At 42.7% G+C, this 24839-nt stretch carries 27 protein-coding genes; 17 read left to right on the plus strand and 10 right to left on the minus strand.

What is annotated here, in order from left to right; all coding sequences use genetic code 11:
- Positions 1 to 7: 7 nt before the first annotated feature.
- Entirely contained in the window at positions 8 to 889 is an 882-nt protein-coding gene (locus ACGHEH_RS13465) for an ABC transporter ATP-binding protein (protein WP_390446182.1), read from the minus strand.
- Between the two features lie 143 nt (positions 890 to 1032).
- Here ACGHEH_RS13465 and ACGHEH_RS13470 point away from each other — a divergent pair, with 143 nt between their 5' ends.
- On the plus strand, positions 1033 to 1710 hold the full coding sequence (locus ACGHEH_RS13470; protein WP_390446184.1) for a nitroreductase family protein: 678 nt from the start codon (positions 1033 to 1035) through the stop codon (positions 1708 to 1710).
- A 68-nt stretch (positions 1711 to 1778) separates the two neighbouring features.
- Here ACGHEH_RS13470 and ACGHEH_RS13475 read toward each other — a convergent pair whose 3' ends face one another.
- From ACGHEH_RS13475 to ACGHEH_RS13485, 3 genes are read right to left on the minus strand one after another with little or no spacing between them, the layout of a single operon-like run.
- Positions 1779 to 2837 carry an efflux RND transporter periplasmic adaptor subunit gene (locus tag ACGHEH_RS13475; protein WP_390446186.1) on the minus strand — a complete coding sequence of 353 codons (1059 nt, stop codon included), beginning with the start codon at positions 2835 to 2837 and terminating at the stop codon, positions 1779 to 1781.
- Positions 2821 to 6111 carry an efflux RND transporter permease subunit gene (locus ACGHEH_RS13480; RefSeq protein ID WP_390446188.1) on the minus strand — a complete coding sequence of 1097 codons (3291 nt, stop codon included), beginning with the start codon at positions 6109 to 6111 and terminating at the stop codon, positions 2821 to 2823. The genes ACGHEH_RS13475 and ACGHEH_RS13480 overlap by 17 nt, the downstream gene beginning before the upstream one ends.
- On the minus strand, positions 6111 to 6413 hold the full coding sequence (locus ACGHEH_RS13485) for an ArsR/SmtB family transcription factor (protein ID WP_390446190.1): 303 nt from the start codon (positions 6411 to 6413) through the stop codon (positions 6111 to 6113). Before ACGHEH_RS13485 ends, ACGHEH_RS13480 begins: the two co-directional genes overlap by 1 nt.
- Positions 6414 to 6745: 332 nt before the next feature.
- Here ACGHEH_RS13485 and ACGHEH_RS13490 point away from each other — a divergent pair, with 332 nt between their 5' ends.
- The 6 genes from ACGHEH_RS13490 to ACGHEH_RS13515 all read left to right on the plus strand — a co-directional run bounded on the left by ACGHEH_RS13490 (position 6746) and on the right by ACGHEH_RS13515 (position 8811).
- Positions 6746 to 6895 (plus strand): YgaP-like transmembrane domain, encoded by a 150-nt coding sequence (locus ACGHEH_RS13490; protein ID WP_390446510.1) that lies wholly within the window; start codon positions 6746 to 6748, stop codon positions 6893 to 6895.
- 4 nt (positions 6896 to 6899) lie between these two features.
- Positions 6900 to 7244 carry a rhodanese-like domain-containing protein gene (locus ACGHEH_RS13495; RefSeq protein ID WP_390446192.1) on the plus strand — a complete coding sequence of 115 codons (345 nt, stop codon included), beginning with the start codon at positions 6900 to 6902 and terminating at the stop codon, positions 7242 to 7244.
- A gap of 227 nt (positions 7245 to 7471) precedes the next feature.
- On the plus strand, positions 7472 to 7885 hold the full coding sequence (locus ACGHEH_RS13500; protein WP_349284839.1) for a hypothetical protein: 414 nt from the start codon (positions 7472 to 7474) through the stop codon (positions 7883 to 7885).
- Between the two features lie 9 nt (positions 7886 to 7894).
- Positions 7895 to 8215: a helix-turn-helix domain-containing protein gene (locus ACGHEH_RS13505; RefSeq protein ID WP_390446194.1), complete on the plus strand. Its 321-nt coding sequence runs from the start codon at positions 7895 to 7897 to the stop codon at positions 8213 to 8215.
- A 33-nt stretch (positions 8216 to 8248) separates the two neighbouring features.
- Positions 8249 to 8413 carry a hypothetical protein gene (locus ACGHEH_RS13510; protein WP_390446196.1) on the plus strand — a complete coding sequence of 55 codons (165 nt, stop codon included), beginning with the start codon at positions 8249 to 8251 and terminating at the stop codon, positions 8411 to 8413.
- Positions 8414 to 8445: 32 nt separating this feature from the next.
- On the plus strand, positions 8446 to 8811 hold the full coding sequence (locus ACGHEH_RS13515; protein ID WP_390446198.1) for a nuclear transport factor 2 family protein: 366 nt from the start codon (positions 8446 to 8448) through the stop codon (positions 8809 to 8811).
- A 3-nt stretch (positions 8812 to 8814) separates the two neighbouring features.
- On the opposite strand, the gene ACGHEH_RS13520 is transcribed toward ACGHEH_RS13515, so the two are convergent.
- The 5 genes from ACGHEH_RS13520 to speA form a co-directional block, all read right to left on the minus strand.
- Positions 8815 to 9594, minus strand: a complete 780-nt coding sequence (locus ACGHEH_RS13520; RefSeq protein ID WP_390446200.1) for a substrate-binding periplasmic protein — start codon at positions 9592 to 9594, stop codon at positions 8815 to 8817.
- A 207-nt stretch (positions 9595 to 9801) separates the two neighbouring features.
- Positions 9802 to 10977: a mechanosensitive ion channel family protein gene (locus ACGHEH_RS13525; RefSeq protein ID WP_390446202.1), complete on the minus strand. Its 1176-nt coding sequence runs from the start codon at positions 10975 to 10977 to the stop codon at positions 9802 to 9804.
- Complete coding sequence (locus ACGHEH_RS13530) at positions 10974 to 11873, minus strand: acyltransferase (RefSeq protein ID WP_390446511.1); 900 nt, start codon at positions 11871 to 11873, stop codon at positions 10974 to 10976. The genes ACGHEH_RS13525 and ACGHEH_RS13530 overlap by 4 nt, the downstream gene beginning before the upstream one ends.
- Before the next feature lie 30 nt (positions 11874 to 11903).
- Entirely contained in the window at positions 11904 to 12770 is an 867-nt protein-coding gene (locus ACGHEH_RS13535; RefSeq protein WP_390446204.1) for an acyltransferase, read from the minus strand.
- A gap of 112 nt (positions 12771 to 12882) precedes the next feature.
- Positions 12883 to 14763 (minus strand): biosynthetic arginine decarboxylase, encoded by a 1881-nt coding sequence (speA, locus tag ACGHEH_RS13540; protein WP_390446206.1) that lies wholly within the window; start codon positions 14761 to 14763, stop codon positions 12883 to 12885.
- 312 nt (positions 14764 to 15075) lie between these two features.
- On the opposite strand from speA, the gene speE reads away from it, so the two are divergent.
- Positions 15076 to 15936 (plus strand): polyamine aminopropyltransferase, encoded by an 861-nt coding sequence (gene speE, locus ACGHEH_RS13545; RefSeq protein WP_390446208.1) that lies wholly within the window; start codon positions 15076 to 15078, stop codon positions 15934 to 15936.
- A 70-nt stretch (positions 15937 to 16006) separates the two neighbouring features.
- Here speE and ACGHEH_RS13550 read toward each other — a convergent pair whose 3' ends face one another.
- A complete protein-coding gene (locus ACGHEH_RS13550) occupies positions 16007 to 17773 on the minus strand; it encodes a DUF885 domain-containing protein (protein ID WP_390446209.1) in 1767 nt (588 codons plus the stop codon).
- Positions 17774 to 18091: 318 nt separating this feature from the next.
- On the opposite strand from ACGHEH_RS13550, the gene ACGHEH_RS13555 reads away from it, so the two are divergent.
- From ACGHEH_RS13555 to ACGHEH_RS13595, 9 genes are all read left to right on the plus strand, one after another.
- Positions 18092 to 19075, plus strand: a complete 984-nt coding sequence (locus ACGHEH_RS13555; RefSeq protein ID WP_390446513.1) for a GGDEF domain-containing protein — start codon at positions 18092 to 18094, stop codon at positions 19073 to 19075.
- 120 nt (positions 19076 to 19195) lie between these two features.
- On the plus strand, positions 19196 to 19951 hold the full coding sequence (ubiE, locus tag ACGHEH_RS13560) for a bifunctional demethylmenaquinone methyltransferase/2-methoxy-6-polyprenyl-1,4-benzoquinol methylase UbiE (protein ID WP_390446211.1): 756 nt from the start codon (positions 19196 to 19198) through the stop codon (positions 19949 to 19951).
- 8 nt (positions 19952 to 19959) lie between these two features.
- Positions 19960 to 20562: an SCP2 domain-containing protein gene (locus ACGHEH_RS13565; protein ID WP_390446213.1), complete on the plus strand. Its 603-nt coding sequence runs from the start codon at positions 19960 to 19962 to the stop codon at positions 20560 to 20562.
- 10 nt (positions 20563 to 20572) lie between these two features.
- On the plus strand, positions 20573 to 22174 hold the full coding sequence (ubiB, locus tag ACGHEH_RS13570; RefSeq protein ID WP_390446215.1) for a ubiquinone biosynthesis regulatory protein kinase UbiB: 1602 nt from the start codon (positions 20573 to 20575) through the stop codon (positions 22172 to 22174).
- A 57-nt stretch (positions 22175 to 22231) separates the two neighbouring features.
- A complete protein-coding gene (tatA, locus tag ACGHEH_RS13575) occupies positions 22232 to 22462 on the plus strand; it encodes a Sec-independent protein translocase subunit TatA (protein ID WP_130256614.1) in 231 nt (76 codons plus the stop codon).
- Between the two features lie 5 nt (positions 22463 to 22467).
- Positions 22468 to 22800, plus strand: a complete 333-nt coding sequence (gene tatB / locus ACGHEH_RS13580; RefSeq protein ID WP_390446217.1) for a Sec-independent protein translocase protein TatB — start codon at positions 22468 to 22470, stop codon at positions 22798 to 22800.
- 12 nt (positions 22801 to 22812) lie between these two features.
- Positions 22813 to 23559, plus strand: coding sequence for a twin-arginine translocase subunit TatC (gene tatC / locus ACGHEH_RS13585; protein ID WP_390446219.1), 747 nt, complete (start codon positions 22813 to 22815; stop codon positions 23557 to 23559).
- Complete coding sequence (locus ACGHEH_RS13590; RefSeq protein WP_390446221.1) at positions 23556 to 24050, plus strand: hypothetical protein; 495 nt, start codon at positions 23556 to 23558, stop codon at positions 24048 to 24050. The genes tatC and ACGHEH_RS13590 overlap by 4 nt, the downstream gene beginning before the upstream one ends.
- A complete protein-coding gene (locus tag ACGHEH_RS13595) occupies positions 24050 to 24838 on the plus strand; it encodes a TatD family hydrolase (protein WP_390446223.1) in 789 nt (262 codons plus the stop codon). The genes ACGHEH_RS13590 and ACGHEH_RS13595 overlap by 1 nt, the downstream gene beginning before the upstream one ends.
- Position 24839: the final 1 nt, after the last annotated feature.

Genomic DNA, 24839 nt, shown 5'->3' on the forward strand with positions numbered 1-24839 from the left:
CTACTCCTTATGCAGCTTGGCTATTGCGGTGTTGATGCAATGTCGAGAAATACACATCTTCTAGATCTGCAGGTACTGCATTGAAGCCTTCTGGAGCTTCATCAGCAAATACATTCAGCAAAGTATTACCCGCAAATAAGCGTTTAGAAATAACCGGTAAGACTTCTTCTAACTCTTTTGCTTCAGCTAGGCTCACAGACTTACGCCAGATCTTACCTTGTAGCTGCTCAGTTAAATCAATCGGGTTGCCTTCAAGTAAGATTTGACCACTTGCCAATACCGCCATATTTGGGCACAGCTCAGACACATCTTCTACTATGTGCGTCGATAAGATAATGACCTTACTTTCACCTAAACCCACTAATAGATTGTGGAATCGGTTACGTTCTTCTGGGTCCAGACCAGCTGTTGGCTCGTCGACAATCAGTAAGTCAGGGTCACCAAGTAATGCCTGCGCAATACCAAAACGCTGGCGCATACCACCAGAGAAGCCACTTACAGCATTTTTACGGTGGTCATATAAATTGGTTTGGGCCAGTAAGCCTTCAACCGCTTCTTTACGTTCTGCTTTATTATTTAGGCCTTTTAGCACTGCCATATGCTCAAGTAAGTCATAGGCACTGACGCGTGGATACACACCGAAGTCTTGCGGTAAATACCCTAAACGCTCACGCAGTGCCTTTGGCTGTGCGAGTACGTTAATCCCATCAAACTCAACACTACCTGAATCAGCGGATTGTAATGTCGCAATTGTACGCATAAGTGAAGACTTACCTGCGCCATTTGGCCCCAGTAATCCATACATACCTTTTGGAATATCTAAATTCACCCCGCGTAACGCGTGAACGCCATTGTCATATGTTTTTGAAAGCCCAGTTATTTTAAGCATTTACATTCCCTTTTATTGAACAAATAAGCAACGCTGTTATAGCAGCTTTACATAATAGGTACAATTAAAACTCTGCTAACAATTGCAATAGTTTGTAAACACTGAAACACTAACGACAAATAAGAATATCAAGGGGATGAAATATGCAAGACCATGCAAACCGACCATTAAGTGATTTTATAGAATACCCACAAGAAGAGATGCTGAGCCGTGCTAAAAGCTTTTTAGACAATTGCAAGCGTCGCCACTCTATTCGTAGTTTTAGCGACCGTCCTGTACCCAAAGAGATCATCGAAGCCTGTATTAAAACCGCAGGTACGGCGCCAAGTGGTGCCAATCACCAGCCTTGGCATTTTGTCGCGATCCACTCAGCCGATGTAAAAAAGCAAATTCGCCAAGCGGCAGAAGACCTAGAGCGCTCTTTTTATGAAGGTCGAGCAGGTGAAGAATGGCTAGATGCCCTAAAGCCATTAGGTACAGATGCACAAAAACCGTATCTTGAGCACGCACCTTGGTTAATTGCCGTGTTCAGTCAGAAGAAAGGCGGTATTCACACTGAAGATAAGAACACCAACTACTACGTGCATGAGTCTGTGGGTTTAGCGACTGGGTTCTTGATTCAAGCATTACATAATGCGGGCTTAGCAACACTGACACACACGCCAAAACCGATGAGCTTCTTAACCGATATTTGTGGCCGTGACCGCGATAATGAACGCCCTTATATGTTGCTGATTGCAGGTTACCCAAGTGAAGATGCGACTGTGCCAGAGCACGCTTTAGTGAAGAAACCAATCGAAGAGATTGCGACGTTTTTATAAAGAACGCGCTCTAAGAAAAAGGCCACATTAAAATATGTGGCCTTTTTCTTATGTATCCGTTCCGTCAATTATATCGCAGGCTTCAATGCGATTTTCTCGCCTGCTTCTAACCCAGCCAGCACTTGCACGTCACTGTTATTTACGGCTTCACCTAACCGAACATAGCGCTTTTGCAATTGTCCTTGCTCAACCACTTCAACCATAGTCAATTGCCCATAGCGTTTCACCAGTTTACGCGGGATCACAATGGTGACTTGCTCTTCACCCGGCAGAAAGACTTGTGCATACATGCCCGGTTTGACTTCTTTGGCAAAACCGATATCAAGTTTGATGGCAAAACGGCGCGCTTGTTTATCAGCAACCGGTACAATTTCGCTAATTTGCGCATACTCGGTTAAGCCAACGGCAGGCACAAACACTTTTAATTTATCGCCGACTCGTAAAAAAGCAGCTTGCTGTTCACGCACCGGCGTATGAACTTGTAACTTAGTTGGGTTATACAATGAAACAATCGCCATGCCAGGGCTCAGCATAGTGCCAGGCTCTTGTAAGCGCTCTACCACTTTGCCATCAATTGGCGCATGAATTTTGGTGTATCCCAAGGCAACTTGTGTGCCTTCAAACTGCTGAACCAAAGCCGCCGACTGCGCTTCTAGTTCATTCACTTTGGTTTGCCATTCATCAACCTGATTTTGTGCCACAAGCCCTTGGGCTTTTAGTGCAACCACGCGCTCTAATTGCTTCTTAGCTTGTGCAAGCTGAGCGTCATTGGCGCTTTGCTGAGCTTTAACTTGCTGTACTTGTGCTTTTAAGTCAGCATCTTCAAGGGTTGCGATTAACTGCCCCGCCGATACAGTATCGCCCGCACGTACATGTAAGGTTTTTAACTGCGCCAGCACACGGCTCGACACGCGCGTATTAAACTTGGCATCGACACTACCGCTGACGACTTCAGCGCTTTTGACTGCGTGTAAACTCACGGTATGAGTTTGACCATTATATTCTTCGGCGAGCGCTTTTGTGCCCGCGGGCATTTTTTCGTTAAACACCCCAGCCATGGCCGCAATCGCAATCGCTAACACGCCCATCGCCGCACTGATCCCTGCAATTTTAGTTACTTGTTGCATCTTGCTGCCCCTGTTGCTCGGTTGATTTGAAAACTAAGAAATACACCACTGGCACCACTAACAACGAGAAAATTGTTGAAGCGATAATGCCAAACATAATGGCCAAAGCCAGCCCGCTAAATACGGGGTCAAGGATGATCACCGCATTACCCAATAAAGTCGTGCCTGCGGTGAGTAGCACTGGGCGCATACGCACTTCACCTGCGCGCACCAAAGCTGCTTTTAATGCCATGCCTTCAGCTCGAGCCTGATTGATAAACTCAACCAAAATAAGTGAATTACGTATTACGATGCCTGCCAGTGCTATCATGCCTATCATAGCCGTGGCGGTGAATAAAATAGGCTCAGGTGCGCCCGCAATCACGCGTTCGCCAAACTGATTTAGCGACCAAAAGCCTGGCATAATGCCAATCATGGTTAACGGAATGGCCGACATAATTATCAGCGCTAAGCGGTTCGAGCCCGTTTGCATACGCAATATGATAAATATCGCCGTAAGGGCAAAAGCAAAGGCAATTCCCATATCTCTAAACACATCCACAGTAATGCGCCACTCACCTTCGCCACCAAAGCTATAGCTGGTACCTGCAGGCATTTGCCAACCTTGTGTGCCGCCTGAGTTAAAGAAAGTGCGCGATTGCCAAGGTTGGTAGTCTTCTTCAGTACGATTTTCATCTGCAACCACATCGGCGATGACTTCTGCAGGCGTTCGACCATTTAACTCCGCCATAACATACACCACGGTTTGAAGGTCTTTGCGCATAATCGGCTGTTCAACATGATGTTGTTGCCACTGACCAAGTTCAGACAGTGCAACCAAAGGTCGTGCAGCACTATCGAGGCCATAATCATTGGCGACTTTACTTAAAGCCTGTTGACCCGTTAACTGCACGGCTGCCAAAGACTGCCATTGATTACGCACTTCATACGGTACTTGCAGTTGCACAGGTACGGGCATGGCTTCATGCGGTGTATATAGCACACCCGCTGGCATACCTTGGCTGGCTATCTGTAAAGTTTGGCTGATATCTTGAGTGCTAATGCCTGATAACGCGGCTTTTTCTTTGTTTGTCACAAAACGCGCCAAGGGGGCAAGCTCAGCAATAGAGGTATCGACTTCAACCACATGAGGCTCTTTTGCTAAACGTTTAGCCAGCGCATTTGCCGCTTCATGATGCACTTGCGTATCAACAAATGGATCGGCGGTGACTTCGGCCACTAAGGTGTTTAGCACTGGCGGACCCGGTGGCACTTCGACCACTTTGACCTTGATGCCATTTTGATTGAACCCGGCCAGCGCCTGACGTAAACGCAATACCACCCCATGAGATTGGTGGTCGCGCTCGGTTTTATCGTTCAGTAATACGCGCAAGTCAGCAAGGTGCGGAGCATGACGTCGATAATAACCGCGTACCATACCATTGAAGTCCATGCTCGAAGGTTGACCGACATAAGCGGCAACCGCGGTGATTTCGTTAAGCTGCCACGCAGCTTGTTGTACTTGTCGTGCCACTAAGCTGGTTTGCTCCAGCGAACTACCCTCTGGTAGCTCAACCAATATTTGCACTTCATTCTTGTTATCAAACGGCAGTAACTTAAGCGGCACGGCTCTGAAGACTGGTAAACTCGCACTCAGCATAAACAGCACCAATACCGACCACAGCAACCACTTTGCTTTCTTGTTCGAGTCTAATAGCGGCATCACTAACTTGCTATAAAGACTCTTGCCCTCACCGATTTCTGGCTCTTCAATTTCATGACCTTTAAGCAGTTTTTTGGCAAGCCAAGGTGTGACAAAGAAGGCTACAACGGTTGAAACCACCACACTCACAGGCACATTAAACGCCATCGGTGCCATGTAAGGGCCCATCATGCCAGTAATAAATGCCATCGGCACAAATGCCACCGCAATGGTTAACGTCGACATCAACAACGCAACTTTAATTTCACTCATCGCACCAAGAATGCGCTTGCTTGACGAGTCTGATTTCTTACCATGTTTTAAGAAACGACTGATGTTATCGACGCCCGTGATTGGATCATCAACTAATAAACCTAAAGACAAGATCAGTGCGAATAAGGTGACGCGGTTAATGGTATAACCAAAGGCAAAATCTAGCGCCAGTGTAATGCCATAACAAATAGGCACAGCGAGGCCAACCACAATCGCTGGGCGCCAGCCTAGAAAGACCCCAACAAAGACCACCACAGTAAAGACCGCAAAGGCCAAGCTCGCAGTGAGATTATTTACTTTCTCATTGGCCGTTTCACCATAGTTTCGCAATACTTTAAAATCCACTTCAGCAGGCAATAAATCGGCTTTAAGCTGCACCATTTTGGCCAGCGTTTGCTCGGCTACCGCCACGGCATTACTGCCTTTTTGCTTGGCAACGCTGATGGTGACAAGAGGCAAATCTTGCTGTGTATCATCAATAGCCAACCACTGATATTGATTTGGCTCGCTAGGGCCATCGGTGACTGTTGCAACATCTTTTAATAAAACTTGCTGACCGTTTACGACATTCACTGGCAGGCTCGCCACTTGTATTACATCGCGAAGCACATCGCCCGCTTGAAGTTGAATTTGCTGTTTGCCCGTCACCAGATGACCGACTTGCTGTAATTGATTCGACACTTGCAGTGCGCGTAATACATCTAAAGGCGTGGTTTGGTGTGCAGATAGCGCACTGATGTCTAAATCGACTTGCACTTGACGGGTGCGACCTGCGAGCACTTCAATGGCACTGGTATTGGGAATTTGTTGCAGGTGATTGGATAGCTCTTGAGCAAAGCGCGTGAGTTCGTAGTCGCCATATAAACGGGGATCTTGTGAATACAAGCCCAACATTAAAATGGGCACATCGTCTACTTCTATGGGTTTGATCTGCCAATTACTAATCACCGGCGCCATCCGCTCTTGGTGTGCATAAAGCTTGCTGTAGGTATTGAGAATGGCATTTTCTCTGTCTTCACCAACATGAAAGCGCAGCGTCACAACCGCTTGCCCTGTTTGTGTCGTAGAGTAAACGTGCTCAACACCAGGGATTTGTCGCAATAACTTTTCGAGTGGCTCAGTGACTAAACGCACCACTTCAGGTGCGCCTATGTTTGGCGCTTGCACATGAATGTCGAGCATTGGCACCACAATTTGTGGCTCTTCTTCACGCGGCGTAAACTGCAGAGCCATAGCCCCCATTACCAGCGATAAGAACAAGATCACAATGGGAATACGACCTTGCAAACTGGCCGAAATAGCTTTGTCTAATCCCATCATTATTCACCCGGTTGGCAAAAGAGTTGATAAAGCTGCTGCAAAATCGCCTCAACCTTAGGATCGGTAAGACGGTAGTAAATCGTTTGCGCATCTCGACGTGTAGCAACACATTCGGCCTTTCTTAACGCTGCAAGATGCTGAGAAAGTGCCGACTGCGCTAAAGATATTGACTCATTTAACTGCGTCACACTCATTTCACCTTGCAACAAGCTACATAAGATCATCAGGCGATTTTTATTCGCCATCATTTTTAATAACTGCTCAGCTTGTTCTGCGTTATGCGCCATATCTTCAATTTGCATACATGTCCCCACGGTCGATTTTCAACAAGTATAAATCATACATTAGAAAAGTCTAATATTAGAATTTTCTAATTTAGATTTTACTAATAAACTAATTATACCAATCCTCTTAATTTAGTGAGCTATTTTTAGGCGAGAAAAACTTGTCGATAGCAAGGCGAATATTTTGCTATTTAGTTGTTCTAAATAAGAAATTTTCAACGTAGCTAGCGTCAGTTTTAATCCCTCAAAATGATTAAGTATTATTGAGGGTTGGTATTTTGATGTCTTTTATTCTTAATTTAGAGGTGAGCTATGACTATGCATCCAATACTGCCTTAATTACCGGCACTATGGTGTTAATTTCTTTACTGTTAACCTATTTCGTACACGAAAACTTTGTGTGGTTTACGGTATTTATTGCTATAAATTTAATTCAGTCATCTTTCACGCTTTGGTGTCCGATGATCACTTTTTTAAAACGATGCGGTATTAAGGAATAGTTCAATGTTGACTCCTGTTCAAGATGTATTAAAAACAGTTCGTCCTAATCAGCGCTGCATTAGCGCAGAACAAGCAAAGCAAGAAATTCAAGACAATGAAGGTGTACTTGTTGATGTACGCGAGCCTCAAGAGCATGCGCAAAAAGCAGCAAATGGTGCCATCAATGTGCCACGCGGTTTACTAGAATTTAAATTACCTGAAATCGTGAAAGATGCCGCAAAACCCATTTATGTGCATTGCGCTGCAGGCGGCCGTGCAGTATTTGCCGCAGAACAACTGACTCGTATTGGCTATCAAAATGTGACGGTGATCACCTGTAAAGCTGACGATATTTGCAATATTTTCTAACTTTTTGCGCTTTGCTCCCTGTGCAAAGCGCTCTTTCACTCTGCCACCATACTGTCATATCACTCCTTAAAAATATTTTTATTGCCATATAAATTAACAAGTTACAATATATGACACCCACTGTCTTATGACAAAAAAGGCACTGACATATTGCTGTCGGCGCTTTATACTGACGTACCGAATATGCTTATCCCAACTTAATCAAAACAACTAAGGGAATATGCACCATGACTCCTAGCATCAACAACGAAGAAAAAGCACTACCTAAGAAACTTCCTTTTGAATTGTATTTTCAAGATGGGGATAACCAAATCGCCTGTAAAGCCAATTTTTATAACGGCAAAGAATATGTTTACATCAATGATGAGTTAGTTTCCGAAAAAAGAAATATTGGTTTTAAAACGGTACATGAATTCGAATTTGAAAGTAACCCGTGGCAAGTCACATTCGATGTAGTGAACCTAATAACCTGTAAAACAGAGTGTGTTGTCATTAAAAATAAAAAGATTATTGGTCGAAAAACTCTCGACCCATTTTCTTGGAAAGCACTATTTAAATTCTTTATATACGGGGTTATTTTTGGCGCTACGGTTATGACAGCAGCTTATTATTTAGGCCGCTGGTACGGCAGCACACTGTAGGAGACTGCCATGCGATTAAACCCAAAAACCATAAAGCAACTAAGAGATGACAAGAATTGGACTCAGCAATCACTGGCAGATGCGTGTGGTTTGAGCCTTCGCACCATTCAACGTGTTGAAAAAGAAGGGGTTGCCAGCCGCGAAACCATGATGAGCTTGTGTGCCGTTTTTGAAGTAAAGCAGTCATACCTGATCAATCTCGATGATATTGAAGAAACCAATGGCAACCAAACTACGGTGAATATGAAACTACATTTAATGATGTTAGGTGCTGCAGCACTATTTGGTGGACTTGTTGGTGCAGGTATTCTGTATTTATTAATCGGATAAATAGCATAAGTTTTATATTTCAAGGAAAAGACAATGAAAAAATCAATGAATAAATATTATAAAAGTAGCTTGTTTCTTATCGTCATTGGCACAACTCTGTCGACACAAACACCACCTTTTTATGCTGACATCATTATTTTGTGTGCCGCTTTATTGTTTGCCGTAACTGGTAAACTAAAAACGAGAAAAGACATTTAGCCTAAACCTGACACCTTAATTCTGAGGATCTCATGACAGACATTGAACTGACTACCATTGCCATCGTTGATAAACAACTCGACGCCTATAACAACCGTGATATCGACGCCTTTGCTGCGACATATCATGATGATGTTGAAATTCATGCCTTCCCTGGTGGCTTACAATATCAGGGTAAAGATAAGCTGATTGAACGATATAGTCAGAAGTTCGCCTCTTTGAAATATCTTAATGCTAGCTCACTAAAACGCATGGTAGAGGGCAATATTTTGGTGGATCACGAGCTGGCTGAATCAGCCAGTGAAGATGCAAATATAATAGATAACAGCGTAACCGTGATAGCCGCTTATGAGGTGATTGACGGCCTTATTAAGCGCGTGACGTTTATGGGACGCTGATTGTTACTCTGTGATTAAAGCTGATGGAATAGCCGGTAACTGATATGGGGCAACCAATTTATTGAGTTGTCCTGATTTAGCCAGCTTTATCATTTTTCTTTGCAGCTTTATCGCCAGCTTGGTTTTTGCAAAGCGCTGGCTAAACGCCATATGACCATAGATGTTGTTGGTATGGCGATAATTCACTTTCTTTAATTGCTCAAATGGCTGGTTCAATGTTCTCATCGCCACTTCTGCGGTTTCTTCAACCGACAACACTAAATCAACCCGCCCTTTCAGTAGCAAATCAAACGCCACATGCTCAGAGTTCACTTGCACTCGATTGAGTGTTTTGTCTTCATCAAACTCTTTGTAATAGGCGCCTCCGCGCATTACCGCGATACGTTTGCCATGTAACTCATCGAAGTTGTTTACTTCGATATCGCTGTTTTTATTGGCATAAAAAACAAAAGAAGACGACAAGACCATGTAGGGCGGTTGCACAAATGCCATGGTTTGTTCACGGCGGTTGGTTTTTATCAGGCCACCCATAACATCAACCTGCCCTTGGGCGAGCATACGTACACAGCGAGAAAACGGGCAAGGTACAGGTTTAATTTTGTAATTTTGATGAAATTCTTTCAGTAACTCTGAGACGATATCGATGATCAAGCCTTGGCTTTCACCTTGTTGGTCGATATAGCTATAGGGGGGAGCATGATCTACGGCAATATGAATAGTGTGGTCGGCCCAAGAAAATCGAGCAAACAACAAAAGAAAAAATGTGATAGCAGTATATTTCATCAAATTACCTCTATTCACTTCCTTATTGCTTTGCGTGATTTCTAACTCCGTATCAAGTGCCACAAAAACAAACTGACGTTATCGTCAGAACCTGACTATATTATCATAGCCAGTTGTCAATTAATGAGTAAATTATGACAATTTTTTTACTAGATATAACGCAAATGAATTAAAGTTACTCATCTAAAGTATTATTGGCGTTTCAAACTAGTTAAGTTTCAAGTGCCCAGTTACGGCTTGGAAAGGCTTGAGATCAAACTCTTCAAGCGAAGCAATTAGATACTCAATCACCTCAGCCTGCAACTGTTCATAAGGAACCCACTGAGTATTACGACTAAAGCAATAGACTTCTAACCCCAACCCTTTTTCACTCGGTGCCAATGATCTTACCATCAATACACAATCTTGATTAATTTTAGGGTGATTTCTTAAATAATGCTCAGCGAATAGGCGATAAACTGAAACATTACTCAAGGGTTGATCTATTTCGAGCTCAAACCCTATGCTCTCGGCTACCTGTATCGCCTTATCTACAGGCCAAGTCTGTAGGCTATTCATATCGACATAGATCGGCCGTTTAATACGTCTTCCTGCCGACTGCTGCATAGCGCGCCAGTTTTTAAATGAATCCGTGATAAGTAAATAAGTAGGAATAGTCGTAATGGTGTTATCCCAATTTCGCACTCGTACCGTATTCAAGCCCAAATCAAGCACTTCACCATCCGCACCAAAGGCATCAACTTGGATCCAATCTCCAATACTAACAAGTCGATTTGCCGCTATCTGAATACTCGCTACCAATCCTAAAATAGTGTCTTTGAATACCAATAAAGTAACTGCAGCAATGGCACCAAAACCAGAGAGGATATAAGTCGGAGACTTGTTTATCAAAATGCTAATAACTAGTATTGCGCAAACGATAAATGTGATCAGCTTTGCGACTTGTACAAGACCTTGAATAGGCACATCTTTAGCAAATTTTAGCTGTAAATAAATACCATGACCTAAATTTGCAAAAGCACTCAGCATCAAACCTGAGAATATCACTAACAAGATTTGCCCTGCTACTTTAGCAACAGAGAATAGCCAGTCAGGTGCAACAAATACTCTTTGATAAAAACCCAAAAATAATACACAGCAGAGCAAGGCTGACAAACGGCCTGATAGTTTGTTTAGCTGTGAACTCAGCGGAGTTATGCGACTCGGTGAAAAGCGTGTTATGGCATTTTGCAAGCTAGGTAACACTAAACGACGGATCACCAAATACAATAAGCAAATACCTGTTATACCGATCACGTTAGCAACGGAACTTGTCAGCCAAGTAGCCGTTATTGATTGCTGTAACCAAGGCTCGATTAATTGAGTTAAGTGTATTTCTGTCATAGTTGCGACACTTCCTTTGCTATCGCGCTACTACTGCTTTGTTGAGTTGCAAGTGAATCAATTAAACTATCTTTACTGTACCATTGAGTATTTAGATATTGTTGAAACGTTACTCTATAGGTTTTATCTAATTGATAGTCCCCTTGCGGTACTTGTGCCAAAGGAACATAGTCTAATTTAACATCTATACCTGCTAACTTACCAAGCATAAAACTTTGAAAAATCTTTTTATTGCCGCCATGGTAAATGAGTGTAGCATTAATTAAACCATCAAGTTGTTCGACAAGTACTTGCAGCGCAAAAGCCGTTCCTCCAGCTTTAGGTTTAAGCAGATGTTTAAAAGGAGAATTTTGTTTTTGCTGTTTGTGTTCAGTAAAGCGGGTACCTTCAGCAAAGTTAATCACCGTCGTTGGGTGATGTTTAAAGTTCTTACAGCTTTTTTGTGTGCGCGCTACATCCATACCCTTTAGCTTGGGGTTTTTAGCTATTTGCGCTTTACTCGCTCGCTTCATAAATGGCATACCTAACGCCCATGCGCCAGAACCAATCAGCGGTACGTATTTTAATTCATCTTTTAGAAAGAACTTAGGCGCAGGCAAGGCATCTATTGCTGTAAGAACAATGATATCTAACCAACTAATGTGATTTGCAACTAATAAATACCAGCCCTGTGCATTAACCTGTGGCGCAATATCTGTTGAAAACTGAACACCACTGAGCTTAAGAGCAAAATAGTTTCCACGACACCAGCATTTATAAAAGCCATGAAGCGCATGAGATACCAGCGCAAAGGGCACCAGTAACTTCACCAGCCCCAGTAAAAAGATCAACGTGCCCCACAATGCCGTATTAAGCACTAAAACAGCTGTCGCAACTGCCCCTCTGATTAATTGCATTAAACCTGTTAGCACATGCATCTCCAAAGCCTATTTCAGTTTTTCAAGTTGAGCGTCTTTTTGCTCCCAAAGCGTATTAAGTTCCGCTTGAAACTGCACTCTAAACTGATTATCACCGCTGTAATCACCAATCAGTTTGTCATCGACGCCTTGTGTTTTAACATGGACTTGTACACGCTTCATTTTACCTGAAGCAAAATCCATAAAGGTCGGAATGCCATCTGGATAATGAATAGTCACATTCACGATTTGATTGATTTGCTCACCCATTGCTTGCATAACAAACGCGATACCGCCTGCCTTCGGCTTAAGTAAGTGCTTAAACGGGCTTTTCTGACGAATGTGTTTATCAGATGTAAAGCGCGTACCTTCAACAAAGTTCACTATGCTCACTGGCATAGTTTTAAACTTTTCACAGGCTTTACGGGTAGTTTCGATGTCTTTGCCTTTAAGCTTAGGGTTTTTCTTTAACTGACTTTTACTGCTACGCTTCATAAACGGAAAATCCAGCGCCCACCAAGCTAAACCTAAGAAAGGCACATAGAGGAGTTCCTTTTTTAAAAAGAAGTTCAAAAAAGGAATTCGGTTATGCAGCACACGTTGCAATACTAAAATATCTACCCAACTTTGGTGATTCGCAATAACTAAGTACCAATCCTTGCGCTTTAAAGCATCTAACCCGATTAATTCAATCTTATATGGTGAAAAAATATTTTGAATTAAGCTGTTGGTCGCCACCCAATTACTGGCACAGCTTTTAGCTAATACACCAAATAAAGTTTGTAGTGGTTTGAAAGGAATGAGTTTTATCAATCCGAATATGAAGATAGGAACAAACCAAAATAATGTGTTTAAACAATAAAAAATAAGACTAAAGATACTGCGAAAAAACGACATGAATGACTTCCTTTACCACAACATAAGTACGGCGATACACCTTATATCGCCATATAGCGTGTGGATAATACCGTTTTTTGAGCAAACACAAAAGTGGAGGCTAAAACTCGCACTAATCCTCGAAGTAGGTATAACCTTCTAGACCCGCTTGCAACTCAGCTAAATATTGCTGTTTTTGCGACTCAGGAATAGTTAACGCAGACACTAATTGCTGGAAGTTATCTGCAAGCGAGCTCGGCTCATAATGCACAAACTTCAATACATCAGTGACGCTATCACCTTTAATCGCATTGGTTAACTGGTAACCGTTTTCAGTCATTTCAACATGCACAGAGTCGGTATCACCAAATAAGTTATGCAAGTCACCTAAGATTTCTTGATATGCGCCGACCATAAACATCGCAATATGATATTGGTCGCCGGTATTGTATTGCGGAATTGGTAAACTCGCTTCGATGCCGGTCCCTTCAACATATTCTCTGATCTGACCATCAGAATCACAGGTAATATCTTGAATGATCGCGCGTTGAGCCAATGGTGTATGTAAGTTTTCAATTGGCATCACAGGGAATAGCTGTTGAATACCCCACACATCTGGCAGCGACTGGAATAAAGAGAAGTTAACAAATAATTTATCTGCCAGCTTTTCATTTAAGTCGTCTAGCACTTCGCGGTGTGCGCGCGATTTACTATCTAGCGCGCTACGCACTTTATGCAGAATCGTAAAGTAGAGCTGCTCAATTTGCGCCCACTGCAACATGCTTACTAAGCCGTGTACATACTGACCATGGGCTTCGCTGAATAAATGCATTGCATCATGGTAGCTTTCAAGTGCCATACGCGGCGATACTTGCTGATAGACACCATATAGCTCTTGCAGAATTGCGTGCGCATCGGGTTCAGGTTGACTCACTTCGACTTGATTAGGGGCTGTTTCAACATCAATTACATCAGTGATCAATACAGCGTGATGCGCCGTCAGTGCGCGGCCTGATTCCGTAATAATTGCAGGCTGCGTTAAACCATGCAGCTCACATACATCCGCAAACGCCGACACCACGTTTTTCGCATACTCTTCAACTGTGTAGTTCATCGAGCAAGCACTGCGCGAACCCGACCCCTCATAGTCAACACCTAAACCTCCGCCTACATCAACGGTGCAAAGTGGTACGCCTATTTTAGAAAGCTCTGCAAAATGACGAGCACATTCAATCAACGCACGTTGAATGTCGCGGATATTGGCGATTTGCGAGCCGATATGAAAATGCACTAACTGCATTAAGTGTAATTTGCCCGCAGCTTTGAGCATCTCAACTGCTTCAAGTACTTGACCTGCAGTAAGACCGAACTTACCTTTTTCACCACCGGTATTTTGCCACTTGCCTTTACCAACTGAGTTGAGGCGAATGCGAATACCAATCGCAGGTTCAATGCCTAAGTCATCAATTTCTTTCAGTAAAGTGATTAACTCTGAGAGCTTTTCGACTACGATATTAACGTGATGACCCAACGCTTGACCAATACATGCCAAACGCAAGAATTCACTGTCTTTATAGCCGTTACACACGATTTTAATCGGCTGTTTTGCTAAGCCTAAAATGGCCATCAACTCAGGTTTAGAACCCGCCTCTAAACCGACTTTGCCGCTTGGATGAGCCAATAACTTGCTAACGACTGAGCGCTGCTGATTTACTTTAATTGGATAAACGCACGTGTAGTCGCCCTGATACCCTTTATGTTCGCACGCTTTTGCAAACGCATTGGTCATGGTGTCGACTCTATCTTGTAGAATGTCGGTAAAGCGAACAAGTACAGGTAAAGTTAGACCTTGAGCCTTAAATTCTTCTGTTAATTTTGTGAAAGAGATCGGTGCTTTATTTTGGCATTTATCTGGAAATGCAACCAGCTCACCTTGCTCGTTGATATCAAAGTAGCCATCACTCCAATGGGCTACGTTATATGTTGCTCGCGCGGTATCTAAACCCCAAGTCATCTCGACCTCTTAAACAAACTAGCAAAAGATGCATTTTAATATGCAGTTTGCGCATTTGCGACTGTATTTTTACTCATTTTGCTCAGTTACAGCTAAGCTATAAATTAACAATCTATTTTTAACGCTATCACGTATTGAAATAATGTATTTTTAGTTGCAGATCTAGAGTAAGACGGCACAAATTAAAAATGGAAAACACTGGGGAAGATTGAAGTATAAAAAACTGCCCCAACATCATTAAATAAAGATTGAGCATAAACTCAGGCGCTGGCAAAATGCGCCGTTAACAATTTACAGTGTGATTTAATTCTTATGTCGAATTTAGAAGCAAACCGTTGGTTTACCGAGATCAGTGATCGCGATGGCAGTGCGTTCTCTTTACGCATCAATAGAAAGCTTGATGAAATTCAGTCTCCTTTCCAAAAAGTTGAGATGTTTGAAACAACTGATTTTGGCAACCTGATGATCATCGATGGTTGTACTATGGTAAGTACTCGTGAAAACTTCTTTTATCACGAGATGATGAGCCACCCTGCGCTATTTTCTCACCCTGCACCTAAAAACGTAGTGATTATTGGTGGTGGCGACTGCGGTACATTACGTGAAGTACTAAAACACCCTAGTGTTGAAACAGTAAAGCAAATCGACATAGACGAAATAGTGACACAAATGTCATTGAAATACTTCCCTGAATTATGTGAGTCAAACAACGACCCTCGTGCAACAGTGATGTTTGATGATGGCATCAAGTACATGCGCGAAGCGGCACCAGAATCAATTGATGTGATCATTGTTGATGGCACAGACCCAGTGGGCCCTGGTGAAGGTTTATTTAACCACGCTTTCTACATAAGCTGTCTAAATGCGCTGCGTCCAGGCGGCATCATGATCCAGCAAAGTGAATCACCACTGATGCATATGCCACTGCTATTAGAAATGCGCGATGCAATGAAAGACGTCGGTTTTGCTGATTTACAAACACTGCCTTTCCCGCAACCAATCTACCCAAGTGGTTTATGGTCTGCGACAATGGCGCGTAAAGGTGAACAGTTCGATGGTTTCCGTGAGAAAGATGCAGAAACTGCAACTTTCGATACTGAATATTACAATGTCGGCATTCATCATGGCGCATTGGCAACGCCTAACTTTATGAAGCGCGCGTTTGATAAGTAATAACCCTTACTGAATTAATAAAAAAGCCCGATTTTCATCGGGCTTTTTTATACCTAGAAATATGTTTTAACTATTTCTGCAATGTTTCTGTTATATAAATCTCTATTTGTTTCTCTAGCACAAACAGTGGCACTGAACCGTGGCGTAAAATCTGGTGATGGAATTCACGAATATCAAACTTATCACCTAAACGTGTTTCTGCTTCTTTACGTAAGCGCTTAATTGTCAACTCACCAATTTTGTAAGACAATGCCTGTCCTGGCCATGAAATGTAGCGATCAGTCTCGGTTTTTACGTTATGTAACGATAAAGCCGTATTATCTTGCATAAACTTCATAGCTCTATCTCGGCTCCAACCAAACATGTGCATACCGGTATCAACCACTAAGCGTGCTGCGCGCCACATTTCGTAAGTTAAACGACCAAAGTTGCTGTACGGGTCTTGGTAGAAACCCGCTTCCAGCCCTAAATATTCAGAATATAAGCCCCAACCTTCACCAAATGCTGAGATATAGGCATTACGGCGGTAACTTGGTAAATAATCTAGTTCTGCGTTTAAAGCGATTTGTAAGTGATGCCCCGGCACTGCTTCATGCAGTGTTAACGCTTCTAAAACATAGAGTGGGCGCTTATCAAGTGCATAGGTATTTACCCAATAAAAACCTGCTTCATCGTCTTTACGTGCACCTGAATAACGACCCGTTGTGTATTTAGGCGCTATGCTCGCTGGCACTGGGGCAACACCGTATGGACGACGCGGTAATGTATGGAACAGCTTAGGCAGTTGTGCATCCATTTTTTTAGCAATAAAAGATGCCTCTTTTAGCAGTTGCTCTGGCGTTGTGGCATAAAACTGCGGGTCGGTACGCAAGAAGTGCACAAACTCAGCGAAGCTACCTTCAAAGCCTACTTGCTTGATGATTTGCTCCATTTCCGCACGGATTCTGGCGACCTCTTGCAAACCTAGCTCATGGATCCCTTCAGGGGTCATATCCGTAGTGGTGTAATGCTGAGCACGATTAGCATAAAAGGCTTTGCCATTCGGTGTACTACTAATGCCAATCTCTTTACGCGCTGCTGGACGATACTCTGTTGTGAAGAATGTGAAGTAGTTCTGGTACGCAGGAATAACCGACTCTAACAAGACTTGTTTAGCCTGCGCCTGCAAAGCCTGCCATTCAGCGTCATTTAATTTTGCAGTATTTGCTTTAAATGGTGCAAAAAACTCAGACTCTTCGATATTTTCTGGAATATAAGCAGAAATCGACTCTTCATAACCAAGCAGTACGGCCTGTGGCTGAGTTAAGCCGACTTTCATCCCTTCTTTCATCCAAGCAATATTTTGCTGAAAAAACCGAGGGACTTGTGAAAGGCGTTTTAGGTATAGCTCAAAGCCTGCTTTCTTACTGAAGTCATGCCCTCGAACCATAAATGACAGACTTGAATGAAAGCCATACTCAGAGGTCAACGGCATGTAATGTGCGTTAAATTGATATTCATCTACCCTATTCTGTACTTGTGCACGAATAATGGTGTGATTGATTTGGTTTTCACTACTTAATCGCGACACATCAATGCGATCTAACTGCGCTAAAAAGTTGATTCGTTGTCTATTCTGCTCTGCCAACGCCGCCGCTGATAAGTTTGGTAATAAATACTCTGAATTTAAATCTTTGCGAGAATAAGGGTTAATTTCGCCGCGGTAAGTTTCTATTTGCTGAGTTAGTTGCGTGAACTGAGTGTCTAAAGACTGACTAGTAAGTTGGCAGCCCGATAGCGCTAAAGTGACCGAAAGGACACATGCACTTAACAAGCGAGTTGGTCGAACATTTTTCACTTTTTTATCCTGTAACTGATTTATTACTACCTTATCGACTCTGAAAGTACTGATGCAATAAATTGCGACCAGCTTAAACAAACAGCAAACTCGGTCCTCACTTTGATCCCAAGTTGGAAACTCATACTTTTTGCTCGCATTTCAATCAAAAAATCCCTCTTATCTTTATATTTGCTGCTTTGACGCATTTTTTCCTTTGCAAAAAACCAGAAAAAAAGTAGTCTGGGACGGTTGTGATGGATCACAGTGTTTCATAGGGAGGTTGCTAATATTTTGTTTGATTTGGTATGCGGTAGTAACATCATGTTTCATGATCCAATGGTAATAGCTCAAGAGAAAATGACTAAGGTCTGCGTGTTCTTAGAGCAGCACAATTTACCCCCGACTCCGCTCAATTATCAAGTCGCTTATACTTACATTAGCAAGTCTCATAACGAACTCAATCAAACCTTAGACTATGCCATTAGGCAAGGCCACAACATCGATAGCATCTTTGTCGAGCAGCTGTATTTTGAGCACCTAAATCGCAGCCATGATATGGAAGCAAATATGCTTAAAAATGTTGATGGTGTGGTAACCAATCTCGCTAATTCAGCGCAACACTCTCAGCGTAGTATTACCAATTTTGCAGAGCAAGTGAGTATTTGCGTCAACAGCTTAGATGAACACAATATTGCAAAAACTAAGCATGCTCTGACTCAGCTCGCCAAACATACTGACGTGATCCTTCAACAGCATAAAAAGTTTAAAGAAACTCTTCAGAAAACCCGCTTAATGCATCGTGAGGCGAGACAACAACTTACTAAGTTGCGTAAAGAGCAGCTAATTGATGTGCAAACTGGTTTATATAAACGCCATTACTTAAATCAACAAGCGCAACTGTGGATCACACAAGGTAAGCCTTTGTGTGCTATCTCTATTCAGATCAATAACCTGCATGAGTTTTCTGAAGATTTTGGCGACCTAGTTAGTGAAGTTGTTCTGAATCGTGTGGCGAAAAAGATTCAAAAATATGTATTTGAAAGTGGCTTACCGGGTCGCACTGCGAAAGATGAGTTTGTCGTATTGATGTCTGATATAGAACCGGAAACGGCGAATATCATTGCTGAAAAGATCCGTGTCGGTGTAGAAAAGCTTAAATTTGTCAGCTCAAAAAGCGACAAGAACTTACCAAAAGTTGACTTATCTTTCGGCATTGCTAAACGTAACGACGAAGAGAATTTTAATGCACTAGCGCGTAAAGCAACGCATGCAGCACACAAAGCACATTCACTCCAACAATCCGCTTTTATTGCGCTGTAACAAACAAAACCTAAATTTACAGAAACAAGCGCAAATTCATCTGTTATAAATTGCACCTCTTAGCCGCAATCAAGTACACTATGACTTGAAATTCAACGCCAAACAATTAGAGAAGCTAAGATGAAAGAGTCGCAACACAATACTACTGACTTTGGTTACAAAACCGTTGATCGCGAAGCAAAAGCCTCTATGGTTGCCGATGTATTCCATTCCGTTGCGGCCAAATATGACATCATGAACGATCTTATGTCGTTTGGTATTCACCGCCTTTGGAAGCGCCAAGCCATTGCTTGTGCAGGTGTACGTAAAGGTCATCGCGTTTTAGACTTAGCAGGCGGTACTGGTGATTTAACTGCAAAGTTCAGCCAGTTGGTTGGTGATACAGGTCAAGTTATCTTAGGCGACATTAACGACTCTATGTTAAAAGTGGGCCGTGACAAACTCCGTGATTTAGGCTTAGTGAGCAACATTGAATATGTGCAAATGAATGCCGAGGCACTGCCATTCCCAGATAACAGTGTCGATGTGATCACCATCGCATTTGGTTTACGTAACGTTACAGACAAAGACGCAGCACTTCGCTCTATGTACCGCATTCTTAAGCCGGGTGGTCGTTTATTGGTATTAGAATTTTCTAAAACAGATAATGAAGCACTTTCAAAGCTGTATGATTTCTATTCTTTCAATATCTTGCCAAACATGGGCAAATTGGTTGCCAATGACAGCGAATCTTACCGCTACCTTGCTGAATCTATTCGTATGCACCCAGACCAAGAAACACTGAAAGGCATGATGGAAAACGCGGGCTTCGAACAAGCAACGTATCAAAATATGACAGGTGGCATCGTCGCATTGCACCGAGGCTTTAAGTACTAGGAACGACTATGCTGACAACGCTTGCCTGCGCAGCCATTGAAAATGCGCTTAATCTGCTTTTAGACAAAGAGCCCAGCTTAAAGCTAGCACTTGATCAGGTTAAGCATAAAACCTTGGCCGTTGAGATTAGGGACTGGCATACAACTTACGCACTCACTTTCACTGGCAGACAGTTTATGCTGTTCAACAATTACCAAGAGCAAGCAGAGTGTAAGATCAGCGCACTTTTAGAGACCCTGCCAGAACTCAAAGATCCCAGTGTCATGACACAACTTATTCGTCAGAACAAACTGGATTTAGAAGGTGACTTGCACTTAGCACAGGCTTATAGCGGCGCTTTTGCCAAGTTAGACATTGATTGGGCTGAACATCTATCTGCTTATATCGGTGATGCCCCAGCGCAACTCATCGTCGAAAAAGGCCAACAAACCAAAGCGTGTTTAAGTCACAGTGCCACAACCTTTGCGGGCACTTTCACACAACTTATGCAAGATGAGCTGAAAGTGGCGATTCATCCATTGGAATTGCAACAATTTAAACAACATACACGCGCTATTAAACAACATGCTGCGCAACTCGAACAACGTATTGAACAACTTTTAAATCGCTAAGGGAGCTATTTTGTCTGCATCGCGTTTGTATCATATTACAAAAACCCTTCTGCAATACGGCCTTGATGACCTCATACCGAAAGACAAATTCCCTTGGTTTGCAAAAGCCGCCAGAAATAGCTTATTTTGGCTGCAAAATCAGCATAAAGATAAACCTCTGGGGTATCGCCTTCGCCTAGCCCTGCAATCTCTTGGCCCAGTTTGGATCAAGTTTGGGCAAATGCTGTCTACCCGTCGCGATTTGCTGCCTGATGATATCGCCCGAGAGCTTGCCCTACTGCAAGATAAAGTAGAGCCTTTTGAAGGCCGCAAGGCACAAGAACTCATCGAACAAGCGCTAGAAATTAATAGCATCGATGCGCTTTTTGCTAACTTTGAGCAAACCCCGTTGGCGTCTGCGTCTATTGCCCAAGTACACACCGCAACCCTAGAACTTGAGTCAGGTACTCAGGACGTCGTCATTAAAGTCATTCGCCCTGATATCGAAAAACAAATTCATGCCGACTTATCTTTAATGGGGCAAGTTGCCAAAGTCATCGTCAAGTTTATTGGTGAATCACGCCGTCTTCGTCCCGTTGAAGTAGTAAAAGAGTATCGTAAAACTTTATTAGATGAACTCGACCTGCAACGTGAAGGGGCAAATGCCCTGCAACTAAGACGCAACTTTTTAGACTCTGACGCACTATATATTCCTGAGGTATTCAGCGATTACTCACGCAAGAATGTGTTGGTGATGGAACGTATATACGGTATTCCTGTATCAGATATTGATGCTCTTGAAGCTCAAAATACCAATTTAAAATTACTTGCTGAGCGTGGTGTTGAAGTCTTTTTCACCCAAGTATTCAGAGATAGTTTTTTCCATGCCGATATGCACCCTGGCAATATCTTTGTCTCTCGTGAACACCCTGCTAATCCGAAATATATTGGTATCGACTGCGGCATCGTCGGCACCCTAAATAAAGAAGATAAACGCTATTTAGCAGAAAACTTTATTGCCTTCTTTAACCGCGATTATCGCCAAGTCGCGCAGTTGCATGTTGATTCGGGCTGGGTGCCCGCCGATACTTGTGTTGAAGAGTTTGAGTTTGCCATTCGTACAGTGTGCGAGCCCATTTTCAATAAACCGCTAGCTGAGATTTCATTTGGTCATGTGTTAGTTAACCTGTTTAACACAGCACGTCGCTTTAATATGGAAGTACAACCACAACTGGTATTGCTGCAAAAAACCTTATTGTATGTTGAAGGGTTAGGTCGACAGCTCTATCCACAGCTCGATCTTTGGCAAACGGCGAAACCTTTCTTAGAAAATTGGGTCAAAGAACAAGTAGGTCCTGTCTCAGTACTGAAACAAATGTATGCTAACTTACCATTTTGGGCAGAAAAGATGCCTGAACTACCAGATTTAATCTATCAAAATCTGAAACAAAAAAAGCAGCATACCGTACAGCCTGTTGTAAGCTCTCAAAAGCCTATTTTATTGGGAATGCTGGCTTCTAGCTTGTTAATTGTGTCTGGTCTCAGCTTTTTAGCAGCGCAGACAACCTTGAGCACTATTACCCTCATTGCATCAATCGGCGCATTTCTAGCAGCGTGGCGTAAAACAGGGTGATATTTTGCTCACTGAGCGTATAATCAACTTTTATTTAATCTTTCATACGGAGTCATTATGGGTGTAGGTGGAATTAGTATTTGGCAACTTTTGATTGTTTTAGCGATCATTGTGCTTTTGTTTGGTACTAAAAAACTACGCGGCATTGGTGGCGATTTAGGTAATGCAGTAAAAGGCTTTAAAAAAGCCGTTGCTGATGAAGACCAAAACAGCAAGCCCGAGCAACTCAAAGACAACAGCCAACAGCAAACCCAAGCAGCTGAAGAAAAGCAAAAAGATAAGGTTTAACCCTTATGGGTATGTGGGAATTAGTGGTCGTCTTAATCGTCGGCCTCGTCGTGTTGGGTCCTGAACGTCTGCCCGTCGCAATTAGAACTGTTAGCCGCTGGATTAAGACCATTAAATCAGTGGCTAATTCTGTTAAAGCTGAAGTCAATGAAGAGCTGCGAATTCATGAGTTGCACAATAACCTTAAAAAGGCTGAGCAACAAAATATGGAAGATTTAGCACCAGCACTAAAAGAGTCAGTTGAAGAGCTTAAAAAGGCCGCTGAGTCAGTACAACACAGCTATAAACAACCCGTTCAACAATCTCCTGTTGAACAGAAAAACGATAATCAGAAATAACGAGCATCCACTATGTCCGAATCGCTTCAAAGCGGGTTTATTGGCCATTTAATTGAGTTGCGTAATCGCTTAATGAAAGCGTTACTCAGTATTTTATTGATATTTATTGCCTTAGTTTACTTTGCTAACGACATATATGCTTTTGTCGCTGATCCGCTTGTACAGAGCTTGCCTGAAAACAGCACAATGATTGCAACTGATGTGACGGCCCCTTTCTTCGCGCCGTTTAAGTTAACCTTGTTTATATCCTTGTTTGCTGCCATCCCTTTCATTTTGCATCAGGTGTGGAGTTTTATCGCACCCGGTCTTTATCAACATGAAAAGCGCATGCTGATCCCAATTTTGATATCAAGTATCGTGCTGTTTTACTCAGGTATTGCTTTTTGTTATTTCGTTGTCATGCCAATCATTCTAGGCTTCTTTACGAATGTTGGCCCTGAAATGATGACGCTTTCTCCCGATATCAGTAGCTATTTAAGTTTTATCTTAAAGTTATTTTTTGCCTTTGGTGTCGCATTTGAGATCCCCGTGGCCATCATGCTGTTATGCTGGAGTGGTGCAACAACAACGCAAAGCTTGCGAGAAAAACGTCCATATATTGCTGTCGGTGCCTTTGTTATTGCGATGTTTTTAACACCGCCAGATGTGCTATCGCAAACTTTACTCGCATTACCTATGCTATTGTTATTTGAATTAGGTCTTATATTAGCCGCTTTTTATACAAAAAAAACAACTGAACAACAGGAAGAAGAGCTATGAAAAAAATACTAATGACAACGCTTTTGTTACTCTCTACGTCAAGTTATTCATCCCAGATTAACGTGCAAGCACTTGAGGCGTGCAGCCTGGTAGAAAACGACTTAAAACGCTTAATGTGTTATGACAAAGTCATCGCCGGCAAGAAAGTTTCTCAGCCTGTAACGAAAGTCGAAAAAAATAAACTAGCTAAAACATCAAAAATAGTTGAAAAACCTCAAAACAAAGCCAACGAATTTGGGCTAGAAAAAAGAAAACAAGCCGCAGCTATAAAGCTAGATGAAATCCGTTCTACGGTTGTAAAAATAACACTGAACCCGAGAAGACAACGGACTTTCACTTTGAGCAATGACCAGGTATGGAAGCAAAAGGGTTCAGACCGCTTTACTGTAAAAGAAGGAGATGAAGTGGTAATTATACGCGGTACCTTCGATTCTTTTAGAATAAAAAAAGCAGGTACTAACCGTCAAATTCCGGTTAAACGTATTCAGTAATGCACAATCGTTTCATCGATGCGGGTGTCAATTTAACCAGCAGTCAGTTCGATAACGACAGGGCAAAGATGCTTGTACGTGCCGGTGAGGCCGGTATAGACAATATGCTTTTGATTGGTTGCTGTCTTCAATCTAGCCATGAGAGCTTGTCGCTTGCCAAACAGCATAGTTTAGTGAGTACAGCAGGGATCCACCCTCATGACGCGAAAAATGCACCAACAGATTTTGTGGCGCAAATCAACGCTTTGGCCGAACACCAGGAAGTGGTTGCAATTGGAGAGTGCGGACTCGATTTTAATCGTGATTTTTCTCCTCGTGATAGCCAAAACGCGGTTTTAGAGCAACATCTACTGCTTGCTCAGCAACTTGATATGCCTGTATACCTTCATGAAAGAGATGCCTTTGATAGTATACGTGCGCAGTTAGAGCGCACTCCAGTCAAAGGCGTGCTGCATTGCTTTACTGGTTCGCAAGATGCGCTAGAGTACTATCTAGACTACGGCTTAATGATTGGCATTACCGGCTGGTTATGTGATGAGCGCCGTGGTGAGCAACTGCAAAAGTTATTACCTCTGATCCCAGATGACAGGCTCTTACTTGAGACTGATGCGCCTTATCTGTTACCTCGTAGCTTAAAACCCAAGCCAAAATCTCGCCGCAACGAACCTGCTTTTTTGCCAGAAGTTGCGAAAGTAGCAGCAGAGCTAAGAGGGCAAACAATCGAGCATATTTCAGAGATCACACGCAGTAATTTTCAGCGTTTATTTTTGTCTGAAAAGGACAAGTAAT

The organism is Pseudoalteromonas sp. MTN2-4 (genome assembly GCF_042848605.1).
Classification (GTDB): domain Bacteria; phylum Pseudomonadota; class Gammaproteobacteria; order Enterobacterales; family Alteromonadaceae; genus Pseudoalteromonas.